Source organism: Pseudomonas iranensis (assembly GCF_014268585.2).
Lineage (GTDB): Bacteria > Pseudomonadota > Gammaproteobacteria > Pseudomonadales > Pseudomonadaceae > Aquipseudomonas > Aquipseudomonas iranensis.
In genome coordinates this window covers 1,136,630-1,156,421 of record NZ_CP077092.1, presented here as the reverse complement: position 1 = coordinate 1,156,421, position 19,792 = coordinate 1,136,630, and the positions used below count along the sequence as shown (strand labels likewise).

General features: G+C 59.5%; 15 protein-coding genes. 9 read left to right on the top strand and 6 right to left on the bottom strand.

The features are described from left to right. Positions 1 to 31 precede the first annotated feature (31 nt). From HU724_RS05020 to HU724_RS05010, 3 genes are all read right to left on the bottom strand, one after another. Positions 32 to 1,759 carry an ABC transporter ATP-binding protein/permease gene (locus HU724_RS05020; RefSeq protein ID WP_186568062.1) on the bottom strand — a complete coding sequence of 576 codons (1,728 nt, stop codon included), beginning with the start codon at positions 1,757 to 1,759 and terminating at the stop codon, positions 32 to 34. Positions 1,760 to 1,855: 96 nt separating this feature from the next. Continuing rightward, a complete protein-coding gene (locus tag HU724_RS05015; protein WP_003221630.1) occupies positions 1,856 to 2,416 on the bottom strand; it encodes a response regulator transcription factor in 561 nt (186 codons plus the stop codon). Continuing rightward, positions 2,409 to 3,671, bottom strand: coding sequence for an ATP-binding protein (locus HU724_RS05010; protein WP_016771713.1), 1,263 nt, complete (start codon positions 3,669 to 3,671; stop codon positions 2,409 to 2,411). The genes HU724_RS05015 and HU724_RS05010 overlap by 8 nt, the downstream gene beginning before the upstream one ends. Before the next feature lie 411 nt (positions 3,672 to 4,082). On the opposite strand from HU724_RS05010, the gene HU724_RS05005 reads away from it, so the two are divergent. Next, a complete protein-coding gene (locus tag HU724_RS05005; protein WP_186568060.1) occupies positions 4,083 to 4,799 on the top strand; it encodes an SIMPL domain-containing protein in 717 nt (238 codons plus the stop codon). 169 nt (positions 4,800 to 4,968) lie between these two features. Here the strand turns inward: HU724_RS05005 and HU724_RS05000 are convergent, their stop codons facing one another. Beyond that, a complete protein-coding gene (locus HU724_RS05000) occupies positions 4,969 to 5,331 on the bottom strand; it encodes a DUF6124 family protein (protein WP_122508213.1) in 363 nt (120 codons plus the stop codon). 1,273 nt (positions 5,332 to 6,604) lie between these two features. Between HU724_RS05000 and HU724_RS04995 the strand changes: the two genes are divergently transcribed. The 8 genes from HU724_RS04995 to HU724_RS04960 all read left to right on the top strand — a co-directional run bounded on the left by HU724_RS04995 (position 6,605) and on the right by HU724_RS04960 (position 17,381). Continuing rightward, positions 6,605 to 8,230 carry an ABC transporter substrate-binding protein gene (locus tag HU724_RS04995; RefSeq protein ID WP_016771716.1) on the top strand — a complete coding sequence of 542 codons (1,626 nt, stop codon included), beginning with the start codon at positions 6,605 to 6,607 and terminating at the stop codon, positions 8,228 to 8,230. A gap of 300 nt (positions 8,231 to 8,530) precedes the next feature. Then, on the top strand, positions 8,531 to 10,129 hold the full coding sequence (locus HU724_RS04990) for an ABC transporter substrate-binding protein (RefSeq protein WP_186568058.1): 1,599 nt from the start codon (positions 8,531 to 8,533) through the stop codon (positions 10,127 to 10,129). A gap of 176 nt (positions 10,130 to 10,305) precedes the next feature. Beyond that, positions 10,306 to 11,727, top strand: a complete 1,422-nt coding sequence (locus HU724_RS04985; protein WP_122699944.1) for an OprD family porin — start codon at positions 10,306 to 10,308, stop codon at positions 11,725 to 11,727. Between the two features lie 77 nt (positions 11,728 to 11,804). After that, complete coding sequence (locus tag HU724_RS04980; RefSeq protein ID WP_130902197.1) at positions 11,805 to 13,400, top strand: ABC transporter substrate-binding protein; 1,596 nt, start codon at positions 11,805 to 11,807, stop codon at positions 13,398 to 13,400. 73 nt (positions 13,401 to 13,473) lie between these two features. After that, entirely contained in the window at positions 13,474 to 14,484 is a 1,011-nt protein-coding gene (locus HU724_RS04975) for an ABC transporter permease subunit (RefSeq protein ID WP_016771720.1), read from the top strand. Positions 14,485 to 14,495: 11 nt separating this feature from the next. Next, positions 14,496 to 15,422, top strand: coding sequence for an ABC transporter permease subunit (locus HU724_RS04970; protein WP_016771721.1), 927 nt, complete (start codon positions 14,496 to 14,498; stop codon positions 15,420 to 15,422). A 10-nt stretch (positions 15,423 to 15,432) separates the two neighbouring features. Then, positions 15,433 to 16,401, top strand: coding sequence for an ABC transporter ATP-binding protein (locus HU724_RS04965; RefSeq protein WP_016771722.1), 969 nt, complete (start codon positions 15,433 to 15,435; stop codon positions 16,399 to 16,401). Beyond that, positions 16,401 to 17,381 (top strand): peptide ABC transporter ATP-binding protein, encoded by a 981-nt coding sequence (locus HU724_RS04960; RefSeq protein WP_016771723.1) that lies wholly within the window; start codon positions 16,401 to 16,403, stop codon positions 17,379 to 17,381. Before HU724_RS04965 ends, HU724_RS04960 begins: the two co-directional genes overlap by 1 nt. A 208-nt stretch (positions 17,382 to 17,589) precedes the next feature. Here the strand turns inward: HU724_RS04960 and HU724_RS04955 are convergent, their stop codons facing one another. Together HU724_RS04955 and HU724_RS04950 are read right to left on the bottom strand one after the other, a co-directional pair. Continuing rightward, complete coding sequence (locus HU724_RS04955) at positions 17,590 to 17,853, bottom strand: hypothetical protein (RefSeq protein ID WP_071174375.1); 264 nt, start codon at positions 17,851 to 17,853, stop codon at positions 17,590 to 17,592. Between the two features lie 159 nt (positions 17,854 to 18,012). Next, entirely contained in the window at positions 18,013 to 19,140 is a 1,128-nt protein-coding gene (locus HU724_RS04950; RefSeq protein ID WP_189691439.1) for an MFS transporter, read from the bottom strand. Positions 19,141 to 19,792: the final 652 nt, after the last annotated feature.

Genomic DNA, 19,792 nt, shown 5'->3' with positions numbered 1-19,792 from the left:
CAAGCCAGCTCCCACAGAGGTATTGCACTATTCAGGCAGTTACGGGTTGCTCCACCAAATGCCCGCTGTCGATCCGCACATGCCGCGGATGGAATCGTTTCAAACTGCTTCGGTGACCGACGCTGACGATGCTCAGACCCGGAATCTCGTCGATCAACGCCTGATACAAGGTCGCCTCGTCCTCTTCATCCATCGCCGATGTAGCCTCGTCCATGTACAGCCATTGCGGTGAATAAAGGAGTGCGCGGGCGAAGGCCAGGCGTTGTTGCTCGCCCGGTGAAAGCATGCGCTGCCAGTGATTGGCTTCATCCAGCCGCCCAATCAAATGCGGCAGACGGCAGGTTTCCAGCACCTGTGCATAACGCTCCGGCGCGTAGGTGTCGCCCGGTTGTGGATAACTCAACGCTTCACGCAATGTGCCGATCGGCAGATAAGGCTTCTGCGGCAAGAACAGATAACGCGCCGCCGGCAAACGAATATTGCCGTGCCCCGCCGGCCACAAATGCCCCATCGCCCGCAGCAATGTGGACTTGCCGCTGCCGGAACGGCCGCTGAGCATCACGCGCTCACCCGGCTCAACGGTCATGTCAGCGTCGGTCAGCAGGTGACGACCATCGGCCAGATCCAGGCCGAGGTTGTGCACCTGCAACTCACTGCCCTGATTCTGCACGTCGATGGCCGGGGTGCGCTGTTCGTTGTCGCTCATGGCCTGACGGAAACTCAGCAAACGATCACAGGTGGCGCGCCACGCGGCGAGATCCGAGTAAGCAGTGATGAACCAGCTGAAATTCTCCTGCACGTTGCCGAACGCCGAGTTGATTTGCATCAGCTCGCCCAGTTCGATCTTGCCGGACAGATAGCGCGGCGCGGCGACGACAAACGGGAAAATGATTGCGATCTGACCGTAACCGGAGGTGAAGAACGTCAGGCGCTTGGACACGCGCATGATGTCCCAGAAATTGTGCCAGACCAGCCCGAAGCGGTTGCTCAGGCGGCGGTTCTCATTCGGTTCGCCGTTGTACAAGGCGATGCTTTCCGCGTTCTCACGCACGCGCACCATGGAAAAACGCAGGTCTGCTTCGAAGCGTTGTTGCTTGTTGTTCAGACCGATCAGACGGCGACCGATCAAATGCGTCAGCCAACTGCCGACCGCTGCATACAACAGCGCACACCAGAACATGTAGCCGGGAATCTCGATGCCGAACACTTCGATACTGCCCGACACGCCCCACAAAATGATCGAGAACGACACCAGACTGACAATCGTGCGCAGCAGCCCGAGGCCCAGGCTCAGGGTGTTGGCGGTGTAAGTGTTGAGGTCTTCGGAAATCCGCTGGTCGGGGTTATCGGTATAACCGCCCTGCTCCAGCTGATAGTAATTCTTGTGGTCTAGCCAGCGCTTGAAGTGCTTTTCGGTCAGCCAAGCCCGCCAGCGGATCGTCAGCATCTGCGTCAGATACAACCGATACACCGCGCCGAGAATCGCCACCGTCGCGATGCCGCAGAAATACAGGATCAACTGCCAGAACGCGGCTTCATCCTTTCTCTGCAAAGCGTTGTAGAAATCCTTGTACCAACTGTTGATCCACACCGAGATCGCTACGCTGAACAGCGTCAGCGCAATTACGGCAATCAGCAACGTCCAGGCCTTGCCCTTCTCTTCGCTGCGCCAGTAAGGCGTGGTCATCGCCCAGACTTTGCGAAAAAACTGCCCGCGCACAGCATCGTTGACCGCGGAATATTCAGCGTTCTGATTCATGGATAAGGCTCGATAGTAAAAAGAACGGACACGCGCCGATCATAGATGATCGGCGCGATTTATCGCGAGGGCTGGCGATAGTCGTTCAGCGCAGGTTCAGCGACGAACCGGACGCTTCTGCAGTTTGCGTTGCAGGGTGCGGCGGTGCATGCCCAACGCGCGGGCCGTGGCGGAAATGTTGCCTTCGTGCTCGGTGAGCACGCGCTGGATGTGCTCCCATTGCAGGCGATCGACCGACATCGGGTTTTCCGGCACCAGACTGTCGAGGTCGGCATGCTCGGACAGCAGCGCGGCCAGAACGTCGTCGGCATCGGCGGGTTTGCACAGGTAGTTGCAGGCGCCACGCTTGATCGCCTCGACTGCCGTGGCAATGCTCGAATAACCGGTGAGGATCACCACGCGCATTTCCGGATCGAGTTCCAGCAGCTTGGGCAGCAGAACCAGACCGGAGTCGCCGTCCATTTTCAGGTCCAGCGCGGCGTAATCAGGCAGATCGGCCTGGGCGATGGTCAGGCCTTCTTCCGCAGAACCGGCAGTGCTGACGCGAAAGCCGCGGCGGGCCATGGCGCGGGCCATGACGCGGGTGAAGGTCGCGTCGTCGTCGACCAGCAGCAGATGCGGCAGTTCTTCGCCTTCGACTTGGATTTCGTCACTCATGTTGGTCTCCTCGGGCGCCGTGGGGCAGGCGCAGCTCGGTGAGCGTGCCGCCTTCCTCATGACTATAGAGTTTCACTGAGCCACCGGCGCGTGTCACGCTGGCCTTGCTCAAAAACAGGCCCAGGCCGAAACCTTTGCCCTTGGTGGTAAAAAACGGTTTGCCGATCTGCTCGGCGATGGCCAGCGGCACACCGGCGCCGTGATCGCGAATGCTGATGGTCAAAGTCTCTGCGTCCCAGTCCAGCGTCACCTGGAGATTTTCCGGGCAGGCGTCGGCTGCATTGTTGAGCAGATTCAGCAAAGCCTGGGTCAGATCCGGCGGCGGCGCCATGCGCGGCACCGCACCCTGGCCAAGACGCTGGAAGCGATAACTGGCTTCCGGGCGCATCAGGTGCCAACGGTTCAACGCCTCGTCGAGCCAGTCGGTAACGTCCTGCATCTCCACCGCCAGACGCCGATTGGCCTCAGCGGCGCGGACCAGTTGCTGCAAGGTTTCCTTGCACAGTTTGACTTGATCCTGCAGCACCTTCAGATCGTCCTGCAGCAACGCATCGGGGTGATCCTGCTGCATTTCCTTGAGCAGCACGCTCATGGTCGCCAGCGGTGTGCCCAATTCATGCGCCGCACCGGCGGCCTGGGTCGCAACCGCGAGCAACTGCTGATCGCGCAGGCCTTCTTCGCGGCGAATCGCGCGCAATTCTTCCTGCCGGCGCAGCTCTTCAGCCATCCGCGCGGCGAAGAACGTGATGACCGCAGCAGCCAGGGCAAAGCTCAGCCACATGCCGTAGATCTGCAGATTCTCACGGGCGACCGGCAGGGTTTCCAGCGGATAGAAACGCGTCAGCATCAGCGTGTACAGCGCCAGCGCGATACCGGACAGAATCACCGAATAACGCCACGGCAACGTCACCGCCGCGATGGTCAGCGGCACCAGATAATAGGAAACGAAGGGGTTGGTCGAGCCGCCGGAGAAATACAGCAGCGCACTGTGAATCACCAGATCGCAGGCCAGTTGCAGCGCGTACTCAAGCTCGGTCACCGGCCACGATGTGCGCAGGCGCACGGCAGTGAACACGCAGAGCAGAATCGAACAGCCCAGGGTCATCGCCAATTGCACCCACGGCAAAGGCAACAATTGCAGCCAGTAGGCCAGGCCCACGGACCCGGCCTGCGCGGCGAGCACCAGGGTGCGGATGAAAGTCAGCCGCCAGAGGTTCTGGCGAGTGGCGGAAGTCAGTTGTACGGGGGCGAGCATGAGCTCTCCTGATGAGCGCTCCAGGCGGATCGCACGGAGTATAACCAAGGCGCGGGGTTCAGAGGCGAAAGTGCGGCAAACGACCACATGGCGACGATGGAGAATTCATCTGAGTTGAAGAAGATTCCGAGGGCTATTGGAGATCAATTGTGGCGAGGGGATTTATCCCCGATGGGTGGCGGAGCCGCCCCCAAATCATGCGACCTCATTTAACCAGACATACCGCATCAGCCGGATTTGCGACTGCTGCGCAGCCGAACGGGGATAAATCCCCTCGCCACAGAAGCACTCCCCACTGCGCGCAGGCATCTGTATAGAAGTTGTAACTGGGCGAACCGGATCATAGAAGTTAGAGTCTGATGGTTCACGCAGGCCGCGACCCATCACCTGCGCCTCATTCAAGGAGCCTTCATGCACACATTTCGCCGCAGCGCCGCCCTCCTCGCCCTGACCGTCGGCAGCGTCGCCAGCCTCCCGGCGCTGGCCGCCGATGAGCTGCACTACAACCAGATTTCCCTGCGCGCCGAAGTCAGCCAGGAAGTGGCCCGCGACCAGATGATCGTGACGCTCTACACCGAAGAGCAGAACACCGACCCGGCCAAACTCGCCGCCGCCATCAGCACCACCATGAACAAGGCCACCGCCCAGGCCAAACAAGTCAAAGACATCACCTTGCGCACGGGCAGCCGCAACAGCTATCCGATCTACGACACCAAAGGCCAGAAAATCACCGGCTGGCGCGAACGCGCCGAACTGCGCCTGGAAAGCACCGACTTCGCCGCCCTGTCCAAACTCACCGGCGAGTTGCTGACCGAGCTGAAAATGGGCGGCATGGACTTCGCCATCGCCGACCCGACCCGCAAGGCCAGCGAAGACCAGTTGCTCAAAGAAGCGGTCACCGCCTTCAAGACCCGCGCCCAACTGGCCACCGACGCCCTGGGCGGCAAGGGTTATAAAATCGTCAACCTGAACCTCAACAGCAACGGATACCCACAACCGTACCTGCGCGCGCCCATGATGATGAAAGCCGCAGCCATGGATTCCGCGCCGGTGACGCCTGAAGTCGAAGGAGGCACCAGCCAGGTCAGCATGACCGCTGATGGCTCGATTGAAGTGTTGATGCAGTGATTTGAGCTTGGCTGAATGAAAGACCGGCAATCAGTAAATGGTTGCCGGTTTTTTTGTGCCTGGGTTTTGTAGTGAATGATCCACCGCTATCGCTGGCAAGCCAGCTCCCACAGGTTGAACGCATTTGAATGTGGGAGCGAGCCTGCTCGCGAAGAACGATAGCGCGGTTTCAAGCGTGCGGATCAACCCGATCCAGCGCCCGGTTCACCGCCAGCTCCGCCAGCATGATGATCTGCTGAATCGCCAGCGCCGTATTGCGCTGCGGACGACCGAGCTGATCGGCGAAATCGCTGGCCAGCGTATTGGCTGAAGCAAGGGATTCACAGGCGTGGGCAAGCAGGCTTTCGGTGTCGATGTCGGGCCGGATCAGAAACATCGTGCTGGGCGGATGGGGTTTGCCGGGTGGCGGGCAGAGATAGAAATCGAGGGCACGCTTGATGGCTTCGCGGTTCTTCGCGAGATCGTCGGCACGCAACGCGGCTTCGAGGGGGGTTGAGGTTTCTTCGGGTGGGTCGGGGACTGGTTTGGTCATTAAATAGCCCTACTTTGCTAAATGAACGCCATCACCTGCCGTTTCTCACGCGGCGAAGTGGGTGGCAACTATGTGCGGGGTGAGAAACCGGAAAAATAGGAAAACCGGCCAGACCGAAGTCTGCCCGCACACAGTCGCCATATCGCTATTGCAGACAACTGAAGAGCTGGCGGCAATTATGCGGACATGCGCACTGAATCACTAATTTTCCGGGTTCTCACACCCGATCGCTGAACAACCAGCGACGACCCAAGCCTAGAGAGCGGACGTCCGACGGACAACCTGAAAACCTTGTGGGAAGGTTCTGGCTGTTTCGCATCGAATTTAAACAGCCAAAAAGCAAACCCTCACCCTAACCCTCTCCCAGAGGGAGAGGGGACTGAACGAGGTGTTTGGGGGAGATACGCCAACGTGAAATTCCGAGTGAACTCAGGATTTGAAAAGCACACAAATCAGCCCCCTCTCCTCGGGGAGAGGGCTGGGGTGAGGGGCAAATCCACCACAAAAATAACGCCGAACACCCGCTCTTCACCACTCAATAGGCCGAGTGTCAGCTCGCCTGCTCTTGATCTTGATCCACCGGCGACGTCGGAAGGCTGAGTGGAGGGATTGATCCGGGCGTGGGAGCGCAGCGACCGTTCGACGAAGTCGAACACAGCGGAAGGAGGTGCAGCGAAGCAAACCGTAGCCGCTGCGCCCGGATCAGTCCCGGAGCGAAGGAACCCGAGCCTGCGAGGGCCGAACGCAGGAGCAAGCGTTTTGGGTTACCTTTTTGGCGTTTGAAAAAGGTGACTCGCCGTAAGGGCGAAACCGCCAGCCGCCACACCGCAAAAAACGGATATTCACCCAAACCAACCAACACCCTGGTCGGCCCAAAGGCCGCCAAGGTGCCACCAATCGAAACACCCAGTTGCACCAAGTAAAACTCCCCAATCCCTGCCCCAATCCACCCCACCCAAGCCCACCCCAAAAACCCCTCAACCCCGCCCATCACCAAGGGTATAAATAAGTAACACCAAGCCCCACCCAAGCGCACCCGACACCTCCAGCGCACCATTTCAGTGCAGCGAATGCACCGCAAAAACCACCCGCAAACGGTCAAATGCGTCAAAAGTTATACGGATGCGACATTAAGGTACGTTCGTGCCACCGTTTAACGCCGCCGACCGCTCTGGATCTTGCATTGGGTATGGGGCCTGCATAAGTATCCGCAGGCACGACTCACGAGGTCGTACCTCACAACTAAAAAATGACAACAAATCATGAGGCCAACATGCTTAAACACGCGGTCATTCCGTTTCTAGTCGGCGCAGGCTTGTTAGCCTCCGCACCTTTCGCCACCGCTGCGACTAACCTGGTGTTCTGCTCCGAAGGGAGCCCGGCCGGTTTTGATCCAGGCCAGTACACCACCGGAACCGACTTCGACGCCTCAGCCGAAACCATGTTCAACCGCCTGACCCAGTTCGAGCGCGGCGGCACCGCCGTGATTCCTGGCCTGGCGACCAAGTGGGACATTTCCGACGATGGCCTGACCTACACCTTCCACCTGCGTGAAGGCGTCAAGTTCCACACCACCCCGTATTTCAAGCCGACTCGTGAATTCAACGCCGACGACGTGCTGTTTACGTTCAACCGCATGATCAACAAGGACGACCCGTTCCGTAAGGCGTACCCGACCGAATTCCCGTACTTCACCGACATGGGGATGGACACCAACATCACCAAGATCGATAAAGTCGACGACCACACCGTCAAGTTCACCCTGAAAGAAGTCGACGCCGCGTTCATCCAGAACATGGCCATGAGCTTCGCTTCCGTGCAGTCCGCCGAATATGCGGCCCAACTGCTCAAGGATGGCAAAGCCGCCGACATCAACCAGAAGCCGATCGGCACCGGCCCGTTCGTGTTCAAGAGCTATCAGAAAGACTCGAACATCCGTTACACCGGCAACAAGGATTACTGGAAACCTGAAGACGTAAAGATCGACAACCTGATCTTCGCCATCACCACCGACCCGTCGGTGCGTATCCAGAAGTTGAAGAAGAACGAGTGCCAGGTCACCCTGTTCCCGCGTCCGGCGGATCTGAAAGCGCTGAAAGAAGACAAGTCGCTGAAGATGCCGGATCAGGCCGGCTTCAACCTGGGCTACATCGCCTACAACGTGATGGACAAGGTCAAGGGCAGCAACGAGGCCAACCCATTGGCTGACCTGCGCGTGCGGCAGGCGCTGGACATGGCCGTGAACAAGCCACAGATCATCGATTCGGTTTACCAGGGTGCGGGCCAACTGGCGGTCAACGCCATGCCGCCGACCCAGTGGTCCTACGACACCACCATCAAGGATGCCAAGTACGATCCTGAGAAAGCCAAACAGCTGCTCAAGGAAGCCGGCGTCAAGGAAGGTACCGAGATCGTCCTGTGGGCGATGCCGGTGCAGCGTCCGTACAACCCGAACGCCAAACTGATGGCTGAAATGCTCCAGTCCGACTGGGCCAAGATCGGCTTGAAAGTGAAGATCACCAGCTACGAGTGGGGCGAGTACATCAAGCGTTCCAAAGGTGGCGAGAACCAGGCCATGATCATTGGCTGGAGCGGTGACAATGGTGATCCGGACAACTGGCTCAACGTTCTGTTCGGCTGCGACTCGCTGAGCGGCAACAACTTCTCCAAGTGGTGCGACAAGAAGTTCGACGGCCTGGTGAAAGAAGCCAAACGCACTACCGACCAGGGCAAGCGCACCGAGCTGTACAAACAGGCGCAACACGTCCTCAAAGATGCAGTTCCAATGACACCTATCGCTCACTCGACGGTGTATCAACCCATGCGCGCCAACGTGCAGGATTTCAAGATCAGCCCATTTGGCCTGAATTCCTTCTACGGCGTCAGCGTCAGCAAGTAAGACATTGCAACGGCGGCGTTTCTGACGTCGCCGTTGCTTTATCTACCGGGAAAAAAGGAAAAGGCCTACACCCAAATCCGCCGCAGATGATTGCTTCGGTATAGGCGCGTCGACTTTTCCTACGAGCATTAAGGCAATTACGTATTTACTGCCAGAGGCACGGTGCCTACCGTCGCGTACTGACCAGTGTCTGCGTGGGCCACCGGTTTTGCCGTACGTATTGGATTGAGCTCAATGCGACCAGAAAGTCCCGGGATAGGGACCCTGACGCATTGCACAACACTAAAAAGAGGGAGCGTCATGCGCCATACCTTGATTTTTTCCGCACTGTTGGGCGCCGGCCTGTTGGCCGCCACGTCTTCAAGCTACGCCGCCAGCGACAGCCTGGTGTTCTGCTCGGAAGGCAGCCCGGCGGGTTTCGATACCGCGCAATACACGACGGCCACCGACAACGACGCCGCCGAGCCGCTGTACAACCGCCTCGTCGAGTTCGAAAAAGGCGCGACCAATGTCGTACCGGGCCTGGCGACCAAGTGGGACATTTCCGAAGATGGCCTGAAATACACCTTTCACCTGCGTGAAGGCGTGAAATTTCATACAACCCCTTACTTCAAGCCGAGCCGCGATTTCAACGCGGACGATGTCGTGTTCACGTTCACTCGCATGCTCGATGCGCAACAGCCGTTCCGCAAGGCTTACCCCACCGAATTTCCGTACTTCAACGGGATGAGCCTGAACAAGAACATCGCCAGGGTCGAGAAGACCGGGCCGCTGACCGTGGAGTTCACGCTCAACAGCGTTGACGCCGCGTTCATCCAGAACATCGCCATGAGCTTCGCTTCGATTCTGTCTGCCGAATACGCCGACAAGCTGCTGGCCGACGGCAAGCCGAGCGACATCAACCAGAAGCCGATCGGCACCGGGCCGTTCGTGTTCAAGAGCTACCAGAAAGACTCCAACATCCGCTACACCGGCAACCCGCAGTACTGGGATCCGAGCCGGGTCAAGCTGAAGAACCTGATCTTCGCGATCAACACCGATGCCTCGGTGCGCGTGCAGAAGCTCAAGGCTGGCGAATGCCAGATCACCCTGCATCCGCGTCCGGCCGATGTTGAAGCGCTGAAGGCCGACCCGAAACTGCAACTGATTTCCAAGCCGGGCTTCAACCTCGGCTACATCGCCTACAACGTGCGCCACAAGCCGTTCGATCAACTGGAAGTGCGTCAGGCGCTGGACATGGCGGTGAATAAACAGGGCATTCTCAACGCTGTTTACCAAGGCGCCGGCCAACTGGCCGTCAACGCCATGCCACCAACCCAGTGGTCCTACGACGACACCATCAAGGACGCCGCCTACAACCCGGAAAAAGCCAAGGAACTGCTCAAGGCCGCAGGCGTGAAAGAAGGCACCGAGATCACCCTGTGGGCAATGCCGGTGCAGCGTCCATACAACCCGAACGCCAAACTGATGGCCGAAATGCTCCAGTCCGACTGGGCGAAAATCGGTCTGAAAGTGAAGATCGTCAGCTACGAATGGGGCGAGTACATCAAGCGCACCAAGAACGGCGAGCATGACATCAGCCTGATCGGCTGGACCGGTGACAATGGGGATCCGGATAACTGGCTGGGCACGCTGTACAGCTGTGATGCCATCGGCGGCAACAACTACTCCATGTGGTGCGATCCGGCGTACGACAAGCTGATCAAACAGGCCAAGGTCGTCACCGACCGCGACCAGCGCACCGTGCTTTATAAACAGGCCCAGCAATTGCTTAAACAGCAAGTGCCGATCACGCCTGTCGCCCACTCGACGGTCAACCAGCCGTTAAGCACCCGGGTCGAAGGGTTCAAAGTCAGCCCGTTCGGCCGCAACGTGTTCTCGGGTGTCAGTATCGATTAAACCAACCGACTAGCCGCAATGCTGAGGGGAGCCGTCTACTCCCCTCACGCAAGCGCTTTGCCGAAATTCGCCAATCCGGCCTTTTGCAAACGTTTGCGATGTGTGAACGAGTTCTAAACCAATAACCGGCATACCAAAAAAAGCCGGGATAAAAAGAAAGTAAAGGAGCTTCACCCATGAAACTGAGCAGCACCGCGATACTGGCCCTGGCCATCAGCAGCATCACTGCTACCGCGTACGCCGAACCTGCAAGTCAGGAGTTCGTCCCTACCACATTGGCCGGCAGCAGCGCCCAAAGCGAGGCCAAAGGCTTTATCGATGGACAGAGCCTGGGCGGTACAACCCGTAACTGGTACGCCAACGAACTGAAGCGTCGCGATGACCGTTTCAGCTACGTGAAAAACAGCGACAAAAACACTTCGCCATTGGTCAAAACGCCGACGGCGCGTCGCATCAACTGGGTGCAAGGCACCATCGTCAACTACACCTCGGGCTTCACCCAGGGCACCGTGGGCGTGAGCACCGAAGTCGCCGCTTACAACGCCATCGTGCTCGACCGTGATCGCAAGGACATCGCTGGCGGCTCCAACCGTACTCTGGCGGATTCCGACGGCGACGCCGTTGACCAATGGAGCAAACTGGGTCTGGCCAACGTCAAGTTCCGCGTGTCGAACACGACCCTGACTGCCGGCCGCCAGAACTTCAGCACGCCGATCGTTGATGTCATCGGCAACCGTCCGCTGCCTTCGAGCTTTGAAGGTATCAGCCTGCACAGCGAGGAATTCAACAACCTGTCGTTCGACCTGGGCGGTTTCGACCGAGTATCGCCGCGTACCGAGCAGAGCCTGTCGAAATTCCGCACCGAGTATTCGCAAACGGGCGTGGAAACCGACAAGGTCTACACCGCAGGCGTGAACTACCAGCCGCTGAAAAGCCTGAAAACCAGTCTCTATGTGGCCAACGTCGAAGATTTCTGGAACCAGTACTACTTCGGTGGCACCCACGAACTGGGTGACAGCCAGGTGCTGAGCCTGACCACCGGTCTGAACTACTACAAGACCGTCGACGAAGGCAAAAAGCTGATGGGCAACATCGATAACGATACCTACTCGCTGTCGCTGGGTCTGACTCACCAGGCCCACAGCCTGACGTTCTCGTATCAGGAAGTTAACGGTAACGAGTACTTCGACTACCTGCACGAAACCAACGGCATCTACCTGGCCAACTCCCTGCTGTCGGACTTCAACGGCCCGAACGAGAAGTCGTTCCAGATCGCTTACGGCATCAACATGGCCGAGTACGGTGTGCCAGGCCTGAAGTTCAACATCTACCAGGCACGCGGTTGGGGCATCGACGGTACTCACTACCGCGGCACCGCCTACACCGATCCGGGCGCCAAGCGCGGCGACCTGAGCCTGATGGATGGCGAGTCTCACTATGAATACGGTGTCGGGGCTTCCTACGCTGTGCAAAGCGGCCCGCTCAAAGCCACTGCGATTCGCGCGACGTACACCACGCACCGCGCCAGCGAGCATCAGGCTGACGGCAACATCAACGAGTTCCGCCTCGTAACCACCATCCCGTTCAACATTCTGTAAAAACGCCAACCAACGGCTGACTCATGATGAGTCGGCCGTTCGGTTTTCTGTCTTCAACCGATTGCAGAGGGTTATCGATGAAAATGCTTCCCCTACGTGCGGCCATCGCGGCTGCGTTGCTGAGTGTCGCTGTCGGCGCCTCGGCCAAACCCTTGGTGGTCTGCACCGAAGCCAGCCCGGAAGGCTTCGATATGGTCCAGTACACAACTGCAGTCACGGCGGACGCTGTGGCCGAAACCATCTTCAATCGCCTGGCCGATTTCAAGCCCGGCACCACAGAAGTGATCCCGGCGCTCGCCGAGTCCTGGGACATCAGCGAAGACGGCCTGACCTACACGTTCCACCTGCGCAAAGGCGTCAAGTTTCACACCACCGAATACTTCAAGCCGACCCGCGACATGAATGCCGATGACGTGGTCTGGAGCTTCCAGCGTCAGCTGGACCCGAATCACCCGTGGCACAAACTGTCGAGCGTGGGCTTCCCGTACTTTGAAAGCATGGGCTTCAAGGAACTGCTCAAAAGCGTAGAAAAAGTCGACGACAACACGGTCAGGTTCACCCTGACCCGTCGCGAAGCGCCGTTCCTGGCCGACATCGCCATGGCGTTCTCGTCGATCTACCCGGCCGAATACGCCGACCAGTTGCTCAAGGCCAACAAGACCGGCGATCTGAACAACAAGCCGATCGGTACCGGCCCGTTCATCTTCCAGCGTTACGCCAAGGATGCGCAGGTGCGTTTCAAGGCCAACCCGGATTACTTCCGTGGCAAGCCACCGGCCGACGCGTTGATCCTGGCGATCGCCACCGACAACAACGTGCGCCTGCAAAAGCTCAAGGCCAACGAGTGCCAGGTTGCGCTGTATCCGAAACCGGATGACATCCCGAGCATCAAGAAAGACAGCAAGCTGAAAGTCGACGAGCTGGACGCGATGACCGTTTCGTACATCGCCATGAACACTCAGCACAAGTACATGAGCGACGTACGCGTGCGCAAAGCCATCGACATCGCGTTCGACAAGGAAGCCTACGTCAACGCGCTGTTCGGCAAGGGTAACGCGTCGGTGGCGGTCAACCCGTACCCGCCGACCCTGCTCGGCTACAACCATGACCTGAAGAACCCGCCACGGGACCTGGACAAGGCACGCGCCCTGCTCAAGGAAGCCGGGGTTCCGGAAGGCACCACCTTCACCCTGTTCACCCGTAACGGCGGCGGTCCGACCAACCCCAACCCGATGCTCGGCGCGCAAATGATGCAGGCTGACCTGGCGAAAGTCGGGATCAAGATCGACATCCGCGTGATGGAATGGGGCGAGATGCTCAAGCGCGCCAAGGCCGGCGAGCACGACATGGTCTCGGCCGGATGGGCGGGCGACAACGGCGACCCGGATAACTTCCTGACGCCTATGCTCAGTTGCGAGGCCGCCAAGAACGGCGAAAACTACGCACGCTGGTGCAACGAGAAATTCCAGGCACTGCTGGATGAAGCGCGGGCTAAAGTAGATCCGGCCGAACGCGCCGCGCTCTACGAACAGGCTCAAGTGCTGTTTAACCAGGACCAGCCATGGATCAGCATGGCCCATACTCGGATGTTCACTGCAATGCGCAACAATGTAGAGGGCTACCACATCAGCCCTCTCACCACTAATAACTTCGCCACCACCCAGGTGAAGTAGATAAGAAACGCCCGGCGTCCCTTACCTGAGGGACGCCGGACACGCCTAACCGGCTGATGAGGTACCACACAAGATGTTTAGTTTTATTGCCCGCCGACTGGGGTTGTTGATCCCCACGTTTTTCGGCATCACCTTGCTGACTTTCGCGTTGATTCGCATGATTCCGGGCGACCCCGTGGAAGTGATGATGGGCGAACGTCGGGTCGACCCCGAAATGCACGCTCAGGCAATGGAACGCCTGGGGCTGAACAAGCCGCTGTATGCCCAGTATCTGGACTACATCGGCAAACTGGCCCAGGGCGATCTCGGTGAGTCGTTGCGTACCCGTGAAAGCGTGTGGACCGAGTTCACCTCTCTTTTCCCGGCGACCCTGGAACTGTCCATGGCCGCCCTGCTGTTCGCTGGCATCCTCGGGCTTCTGGCCGGGGTGATCGCGGCACTCAAACGAGGATCGCTGTTTGACCACGGGGTGATGGGCATCTCCCTCGCGGGCTATTCGATGCCGATCTTCTGGTGGGGCCTGATCCTGATCATGTTCTTCTCGGTGAGCCTGGGCTGGACTCCGGTTTCCGGGCGCATCGACCTGCTGTATGACATCGAGCCGAAGACCGGCTTCATGCTGATCGACACGCTGCTGGCCGATGACGTCGGCGCGTTCTTCGACGCCCTGCATCACCTGATCCTGCCGGCGATCGTGCTCGGCACCATTCCGCTGGCGGTAATCGCGCGGATGACCCGTTCGTCGATGCTCGAAGTACTGCGCGAAGACTACATCCGCACCGCCAAGGCCAAAGGCCTGTCGCCGTCGCGCGTGGTGTTCGTGCATGGTCTGCGCAACGCACTGATTCCTGTGCTGACGGTTGTAGGTCTGCAAGTCGGCACGCTGCTGGCCGGTGCGGTCCTGACCGAAACCATCTTCTCCTGGCCCGGCATCGGTAAATGGCTGATCGAAGCCATCGGCGCCCGGGACTATCCGGTGGTGCAAAACGGCATCCTGTTAATCGCCTGCCTGGTGATTCTGGTCAACTTCGTGGTGGACATCCTCTACGGCTTTGCCAACCCACGCATCCGTCATCAGCGCTGAGGTCAATACCCATGAGCACTCCAACATCCTCAGTAGCCACCGCCACGTCCGCCGTGGATCAAAGCCTGCTGTACCCGTCGCCGTACAAAGAATTCTGGCAAGCGTTCTCGAAGAACAAGGGCGCGGTTGCCGGCCTGCTGTTCATGCTGCTGATCATCTTCTGCGCGATCTTCGCGCCGTGGGTCGCGCCGCATAATCCGAGCGAGCAATACCGTGACTTCCTGCTGACGCCACCGGCGTGGCTCGAAGGCGGGCAGATGCAGTTCCTGCTCGGCACCGATGAACTCGGCCGTGACCTGCTGTCGCGTCTGATCCAGGGTTCGCGCCTGTCGCTGCTGATCGGCTTGTCGTCGGTGGTGATGTCGCTGATTCCGGGGATCCTGCTGGGTCTGTTCGCCGGTTTCTTCCCGAAAGTGGTCGGCCCGACCATCATGCGTCTGATGGACATCATGCTCGCCCTGCCATCGCTGCTGCTGGCCGTGGCGATCGTCGCCATCCTCGGCCCTGGCCTGATCAACACCGTGATCGCGATTGCCGTGGTTTCGCTGCCGTCCTACGTGCGTCTGACCCGTGCTGCCGTCATGGGCGAACTGAACCGCGACTACGTCACCGCCGCACGTCTGGCCGGTGCCGGTCTGCCGCGTCTGATGTTCATCACCGTGCTGCCCAACTGCATGGCGCCGCTGATCGTGCAGGCGACCCTGAGCTTTTCTTCGGCGATTCTCGATGCCGCCGCACTGGGCTTCCTCGGCCTCGGCGTACAACCGCCAACCCCTGAGTGGGGCACCATGCTGGCCTCGGCCCGCGACTACATCGAACGCGCCTGGTGGGTGGTAAGTCTGCCTGGTCTGACCATTTTGCTCAGCGTGCTGGCAATCAACTTGATGGGCGACGGTCTGCGCGATGCGCTGGACCCGAAACTCAAGAACGCCGCCTGAGGAGATTCAAATGTCATTGCTAGAAATCAAGAATCTCAACGTCCGCTTCGGCGACAAGACCGCCACCCCGGTGGTTGACGGCCTCGACCTGAAAGTCGACAAGGGCGAAGTGCTGGCCATCGTTGGCGAGTCGGGTTCAGGTAAATCCGTGACCATGATGGCGCTGATGGGCCTGATCGAGCATCCCGGCATTGTCACCGCTGACTCGCTCAGCTTCGACGGCAAGGACATGCTCAAACTGAGCAACCGCCAGCGTCGGCAGATCGTCGGCAAAGACCTGTCGATGGTGTTCCAGGACCCGATGACCGCGCTGAACCCGAGCTACACCGTCGGTTTCCAGATCGAGGAAGTGCTGCGCCTGCACCTGAAAATGTCCGGCAAGCAAGCGCGCAAGCGTGCCATCGAACTGCTGGAAAAAGTCGAGATCCCGGGCGCCGCCAGTCGTATGGACGCCTACCCGCATCAACTGTCTGGCGGTATGAGCCAGCGTGTCGCGATCGCCATGGCGATTGCCGGCGAGCCGAAACTGTTGATCGCCGACGAACCGACCACCGCGCTGGACGTGACGATTCAGGCGCAGATCATGGATCTGCTGCTGGCGTTGCAGAAAGAGCAGAACATGGGCCTGGTGCTGATCACTCACGACCTCGCGGTCGTGGCGGAAACCGCCCAGCGTGTCTGCGTGATGTATGCCGGCCAGGCGGTGGAAGTCGGTCAGGTGCCGCAACTGTTCGACATCCCGGCGCACCCGTACAGCGAAGCGCTGCTCAAGGCGATTCCCGAGCACAGCCTCGGCGCCTCACGTCTGTCGACTCTGCCGGGCATCGTCCCGGGCCGTTACGACCGACCGCAGGGTTGCCTGCTGTCGCCGCGCTGCCCGTACGTGCAGGACAACTGCCGCACCCAGCGTCCGGGCCTTGATCCGAAAGCCAACAGCCTCGCCCGCTGCTTCTACCCGCTGAACCAGGAGGTGGCGTAATGGCCGTCGTACTTACCGCCCGCGACCTGACCCGTCACTACGAAGTCTCCCGTGGCCTGTTCAAGGGCCACGCCACCGTGCGCGCGCTCAACGGCGTGTCGTTCGAACTGGAAGCCGGCAAGACCCTTGCCGTGGTAGGCGAATCGGGCTGCGGCAAATCCACCCTCGCCCGCGCCCTGACGCTGATCGAAGAGCCGTCGTCGGGCTCGCTGCAGATCGCCGGTCAGGAAGTTGCCGGCGCCGACAAGGCCGAGCGCAAGCAACTGCGCAAAGACGTGCAGATGGTGTTTCAGAGCCCGTACGCGTCGTTGAACCCACGGCAGAAAATCGGTGATCAACTGGCCGAGCCGCTGCTGATCAACACCAAGCTGTCGGCCACCGAACGTCGCGAGAAAGTCCAGGCGATGATGAAGCAGGTCGGCTTGCGCCCTGAGCATTACCAGCGCTATCCGCACATGTTCTCCGGCGGTCAGCGCCAGCGTATCGCTCTGGCGCGGGCAATGATGCTGCAACCGAAAGTGCTGGTCGCGGACGAACCGACTTCGGCGCTGGACGTGTCGATTCAGGCCCAGGTGCTGAACCTGTTCATGGATTTGCAGCAGGAGTTCAACACCGCCTACGTGTTCATCTCGCACAACCTGGCGGTGGTGCAGCACGTGGCCGATGACGTGATGGTGATGTACCTCGGCCGTCCGGTGGAACTGGGTCCGAAGAACGACATCTACGAACGCCCACTGCATCCGTACACCCAAGCGCTGCTGTCGGCGACCCCGACGATTCACCCGGACCCGAACAAGCCGAAAATCAAGATCGTCGGCGAGCTGCCCAACCCGCTGAACCCGCCACCGGGCTGTGCTTTCCACAAGCGCTGCCCGTACGCGACCGAACGTTGCACCACGGAAGAGCCGCTGTTGCGTGAACTGGATAATCGGCAGGTGGCTTGCCACTACGCCGAGCAGTTTCTCGACGGCGCGGCATAAGGCCCAAGGAATATCTCATGTGGGAGCGAGCCTGCTCGCGAAGGCGTCATCCCGGTCAACATCATCGGTGACTGATTAACCGCTTTCGCGAGCAGGCTCGCTCCCACAGGGAGTTCGTGTTGATTCAGGAATTCATGCGACAACAAAACCCCTTCCACCTCGATTGCGCATCAGTCGAGGCCGAAGGGGTTTTTCTTTGCCCGGCGATTTATGTCTGGCTATCGCCTTCGTCATCCGGGTCATCGGTATCCGGATCGTCCGTGGTCGAGTCGTCGTCATCGGCGCTGCCGCCCTGATTCATATCCCCCGGTTCCGACTCGGACTTGGCGAGCATCAGCCCGCTATGCCCGACCTGGCCGTTGAACGCCTGAGATTCGTGATCCTCGCACTCGGCCCACGCCGTTGCGGTGCCGAGGGACAGCATTACCATCACTTTCAACAACATCAAAACCCGTAGCAATCTGCTTTTCATGGCCGACTCCATCCTGTTGCGCTAAGACATGCTTGCCGGACTGGCTCGATGTGAAATCTAGTTGCGATCCGACCGGCTCACCACTTAGGACGCGACCGCGCAGGCAGAAATGCCATCCACCGCCAGATTGCTTTCGAATAACCCTGATAACCGAATCAGCTAAGCCCGCGTGGCCTGCCAGGTCAGTGGAATGGAGATCAGCACCAGCAGCGCGCTCATCAGCCACACACTGTGCCCGCCAAATTGGCCGTAGAGCTGACCGCTGAGCACCGGCGACAACAACGCGCTGGCGCTCCAGCTCATGAAGAACAGCCCGAAGTACTGACCGCTCTTGCCGCTCTGGGCAAACTGCATCGCCAGTACATTTAGTGGCGGCATGAACAGCGCCTCGCCCAAAGTCCAGATCAGTGTCGACAGACAGACAAAAGCCAGTCCGGAACCGAACGGCAACATGCCCAATCCGCAGGCCAACAGCACACTGCCGACGAGCATTTGCCAACGCGAGCCCCAACGCTCGACCGAGTGCGACAGCGGAATCTGCAGCGCGATCACCAACAGCGCATTGAGCCCGAACTGCCAGCCGATCGCTTCGGTGCTCAGGTGGTAGTAATCACGCAGATAATTGCCCAGCGTGCTGTACACGGTGTCGAACGCGATGCCCAATACGGCCGTCGCCGCCAGCAGCCAGAGGAACGGCTTGTCGCGATACGGCAGGCTTGAGCCATCCTTCGATTCGTCCTCAACCACGAGCACCGGCCGCCGCCACGTCGTGCGCACGAACCACAGCAACGCCAGCATCGTCATTGCCGCACTGACAAAAAACATCCAACGAAAATCCGCCTGCGCCAACACTCCGCCCGCCACCCCGGCAGCGGCCATGCCCAGATTACGCGCCACCCGGCTCAGCGCTTGCGCACGGGAACGTTGCGCGACTTCGCAATACTCCATGATCAGCCGCTGATGCAACGTCCGAATCGCGCCGTCGATGACACCGCTGAGCAACAACAAAGCGGCCAGCCACGGCACCTGCGTCACCAGCCCCAACAGCATCAGCACCCACACCGAAACGAAAAACAACGCCGCTGTCAGCCGCGCCGTGCGCACATGATCACTGAGCCATCCACCGAGCATCGAACCGACCAGCAATCCTGCGCCATAGGCCGAAAGCAACCAGCCCACGGTTTCAATCGCCAGGCCCAGCTCCTGACGCAGGTACAGCGCCATGAACAGCTTGACCATGGCGCTGAGGCGGTTGATGAACAACAGCGCCGCGAGGACCCAGGCCATGGGGGTGAAATAGCCTTTAAGAAGCAACAGGGGATTCAGCCGACTTGTCACTCCATTGACCTCTTCGAACGACTTGCAGGGACTGGAACACTACCGGTCAACATGGCGGTTGTCGCATACCTGCACACCAAAACCAGGAAAAAAAGGATTCGCCCTACAACTTGCTGTAGGACATGCCGCAGGCCGAGAACTCTTGACCTTGATTTTCAAGCTCGCATTCTCCAACAGCCGAGCTGGATTGATTGCATCAAACAGAAAATCGTCGGCTCGCAGATCGCCTTCGCGAGCAGGCTCGCTCCCACAATTGGATTGGGGACGACCTCAAGAAACAGGCCGGCTGTCAGGCTGCCATCGCGAGCAGGCTCACTCCTACAATTTGACCGCGTACCTCCTCAGAAACAGGCCGGCAGTCAGGCCGCTTTCGCGAGCAAGCTCGCTCCCACAATTGGATTGGGGACGACCTCAAGAAACAGGCCGGCTGTCAGGCCGCCATCGCGAGCAGGCTCGCTCCCACAGAAAAGCAAAGCAGCGCAGCTGCTCGCGGCGAAGCCGCCCCACTCAACAATGAGCGCAAGCTCGAGTGCTTTTGATCTTGCTGTTGATCCACTGGCGACGTCGGAAGGCTGAGTGTAGGGATTGATCCGGGGGTGGG

Excerpts from the sequence above, each read along its gene's own strand:
- HU724_RS04950 (WP_189691439.1), bottom strand. The coding sequence starts at position 19,140 with ATGGCCTGGGTCCTCGCGGCGCTGTTGTTCATCAACCGCCTCAGCGCC.
- HU724_RS05015 (WP_003221630.1), bottom strand. The coding sequence starts at position 2,416 with ATGAGTGACGAAATCCAAGTCGAAGGCGAAGAACTGCCGCATCTGCTG.
- HU724_RS04990 (WP_186568058.1), top strand. The coding sequence starts at position 8,531 with ATGCGCCATACCTTGATTTTTTCCGCACTGTTGGGCGCCGGCCTGTTG.
- HU724_RS04965 (WP_016771722.1), top strand. The coding sequence starts at position 15,433 with ATGTCATTGCTAGAAATCAAGAATCTCAACGTCCGCTTCGGCGACAAG.
- HU724_RS04955 (WP_071174375.1), bottom strand. The coding sequence starts at position 17,853 with ATGAAAAGCAGATTGCTACGGGTTTTGATGTTGTTGAAAGTGATGGTA.
- HU724_RS05020 (WP_186568062.1), bottom strand. The coding sequence starts at position 1,759 with ATGAATCAGAACGCTGAATATTCCGCGGTCAACGATGCTGTGCGCGGG.
- HU724_RS04985 (WP_122699944.1), top strand. The coding sequence starts at position 10,306 with ATGAAACTGAGCAGCACCGCGATACTGGCCCTGGCCATCAGCAGCATC.
- HU724_RS04995 (WP_016771716.1), top strand. The coding sequence starts at position 6,605 with ATGCTTAAACACGCGGTCATTCCGTTTCTAGTCGGCGCAGGCTTGTTA.
- HU724_RS05005 (WP_186568060.1), top strand. The coding sequence starts at position 4,083 with ATGCACACATTTCGCCGCAGCGCCGCCCTCCTCGCCCTGACCGTCGGC.
- HU724_RS04970 (WP_016771721.1), top strand. The coding sequence starts at position 14,496 with ATGAGCACTCCAACATCCTCAGTAGCCACCGCCACGTCCGCCGTGGAT.
- HU724_RS05010 (WP_016771713.1), bottom strand. The coding sequence starts at position 3,671 with ATGCTCGCCCCCGTACAACTGACTTCCGCCACTCGCCAGAACCTCTGG.
- HU724_RS04975 (WP_016771720.1), top strand. The coding sequence starts at position 13,474 with ATGTTTAGTTTTATTGCCCGCCGACTGGGGTTGTTGATCCCCACGTTT.
- HU724_RS04980 (WP_130902197.1), top strand. The coding sequence starts at position 11,805 with ATGAAAATGCTTCCCCTACGTGCGGCCATCGCGGCTGCGTTGCTGAGT.
- HU724_RS05000 (WP_122508213.1), bottom strand. The coding sequence starts at position 5,331 with ATGACCAAACCAGTCCCCGACCCACCCGAAGAAACCTCAACCCCCCTC.
- HU724_RS04960 (WP_016771723.1), top strand. The coding sequence starts at position 16,401 with ATGGCCGTCGTACTTACCGCCCGCGACCTGACCCGTCACTACGAAGTC.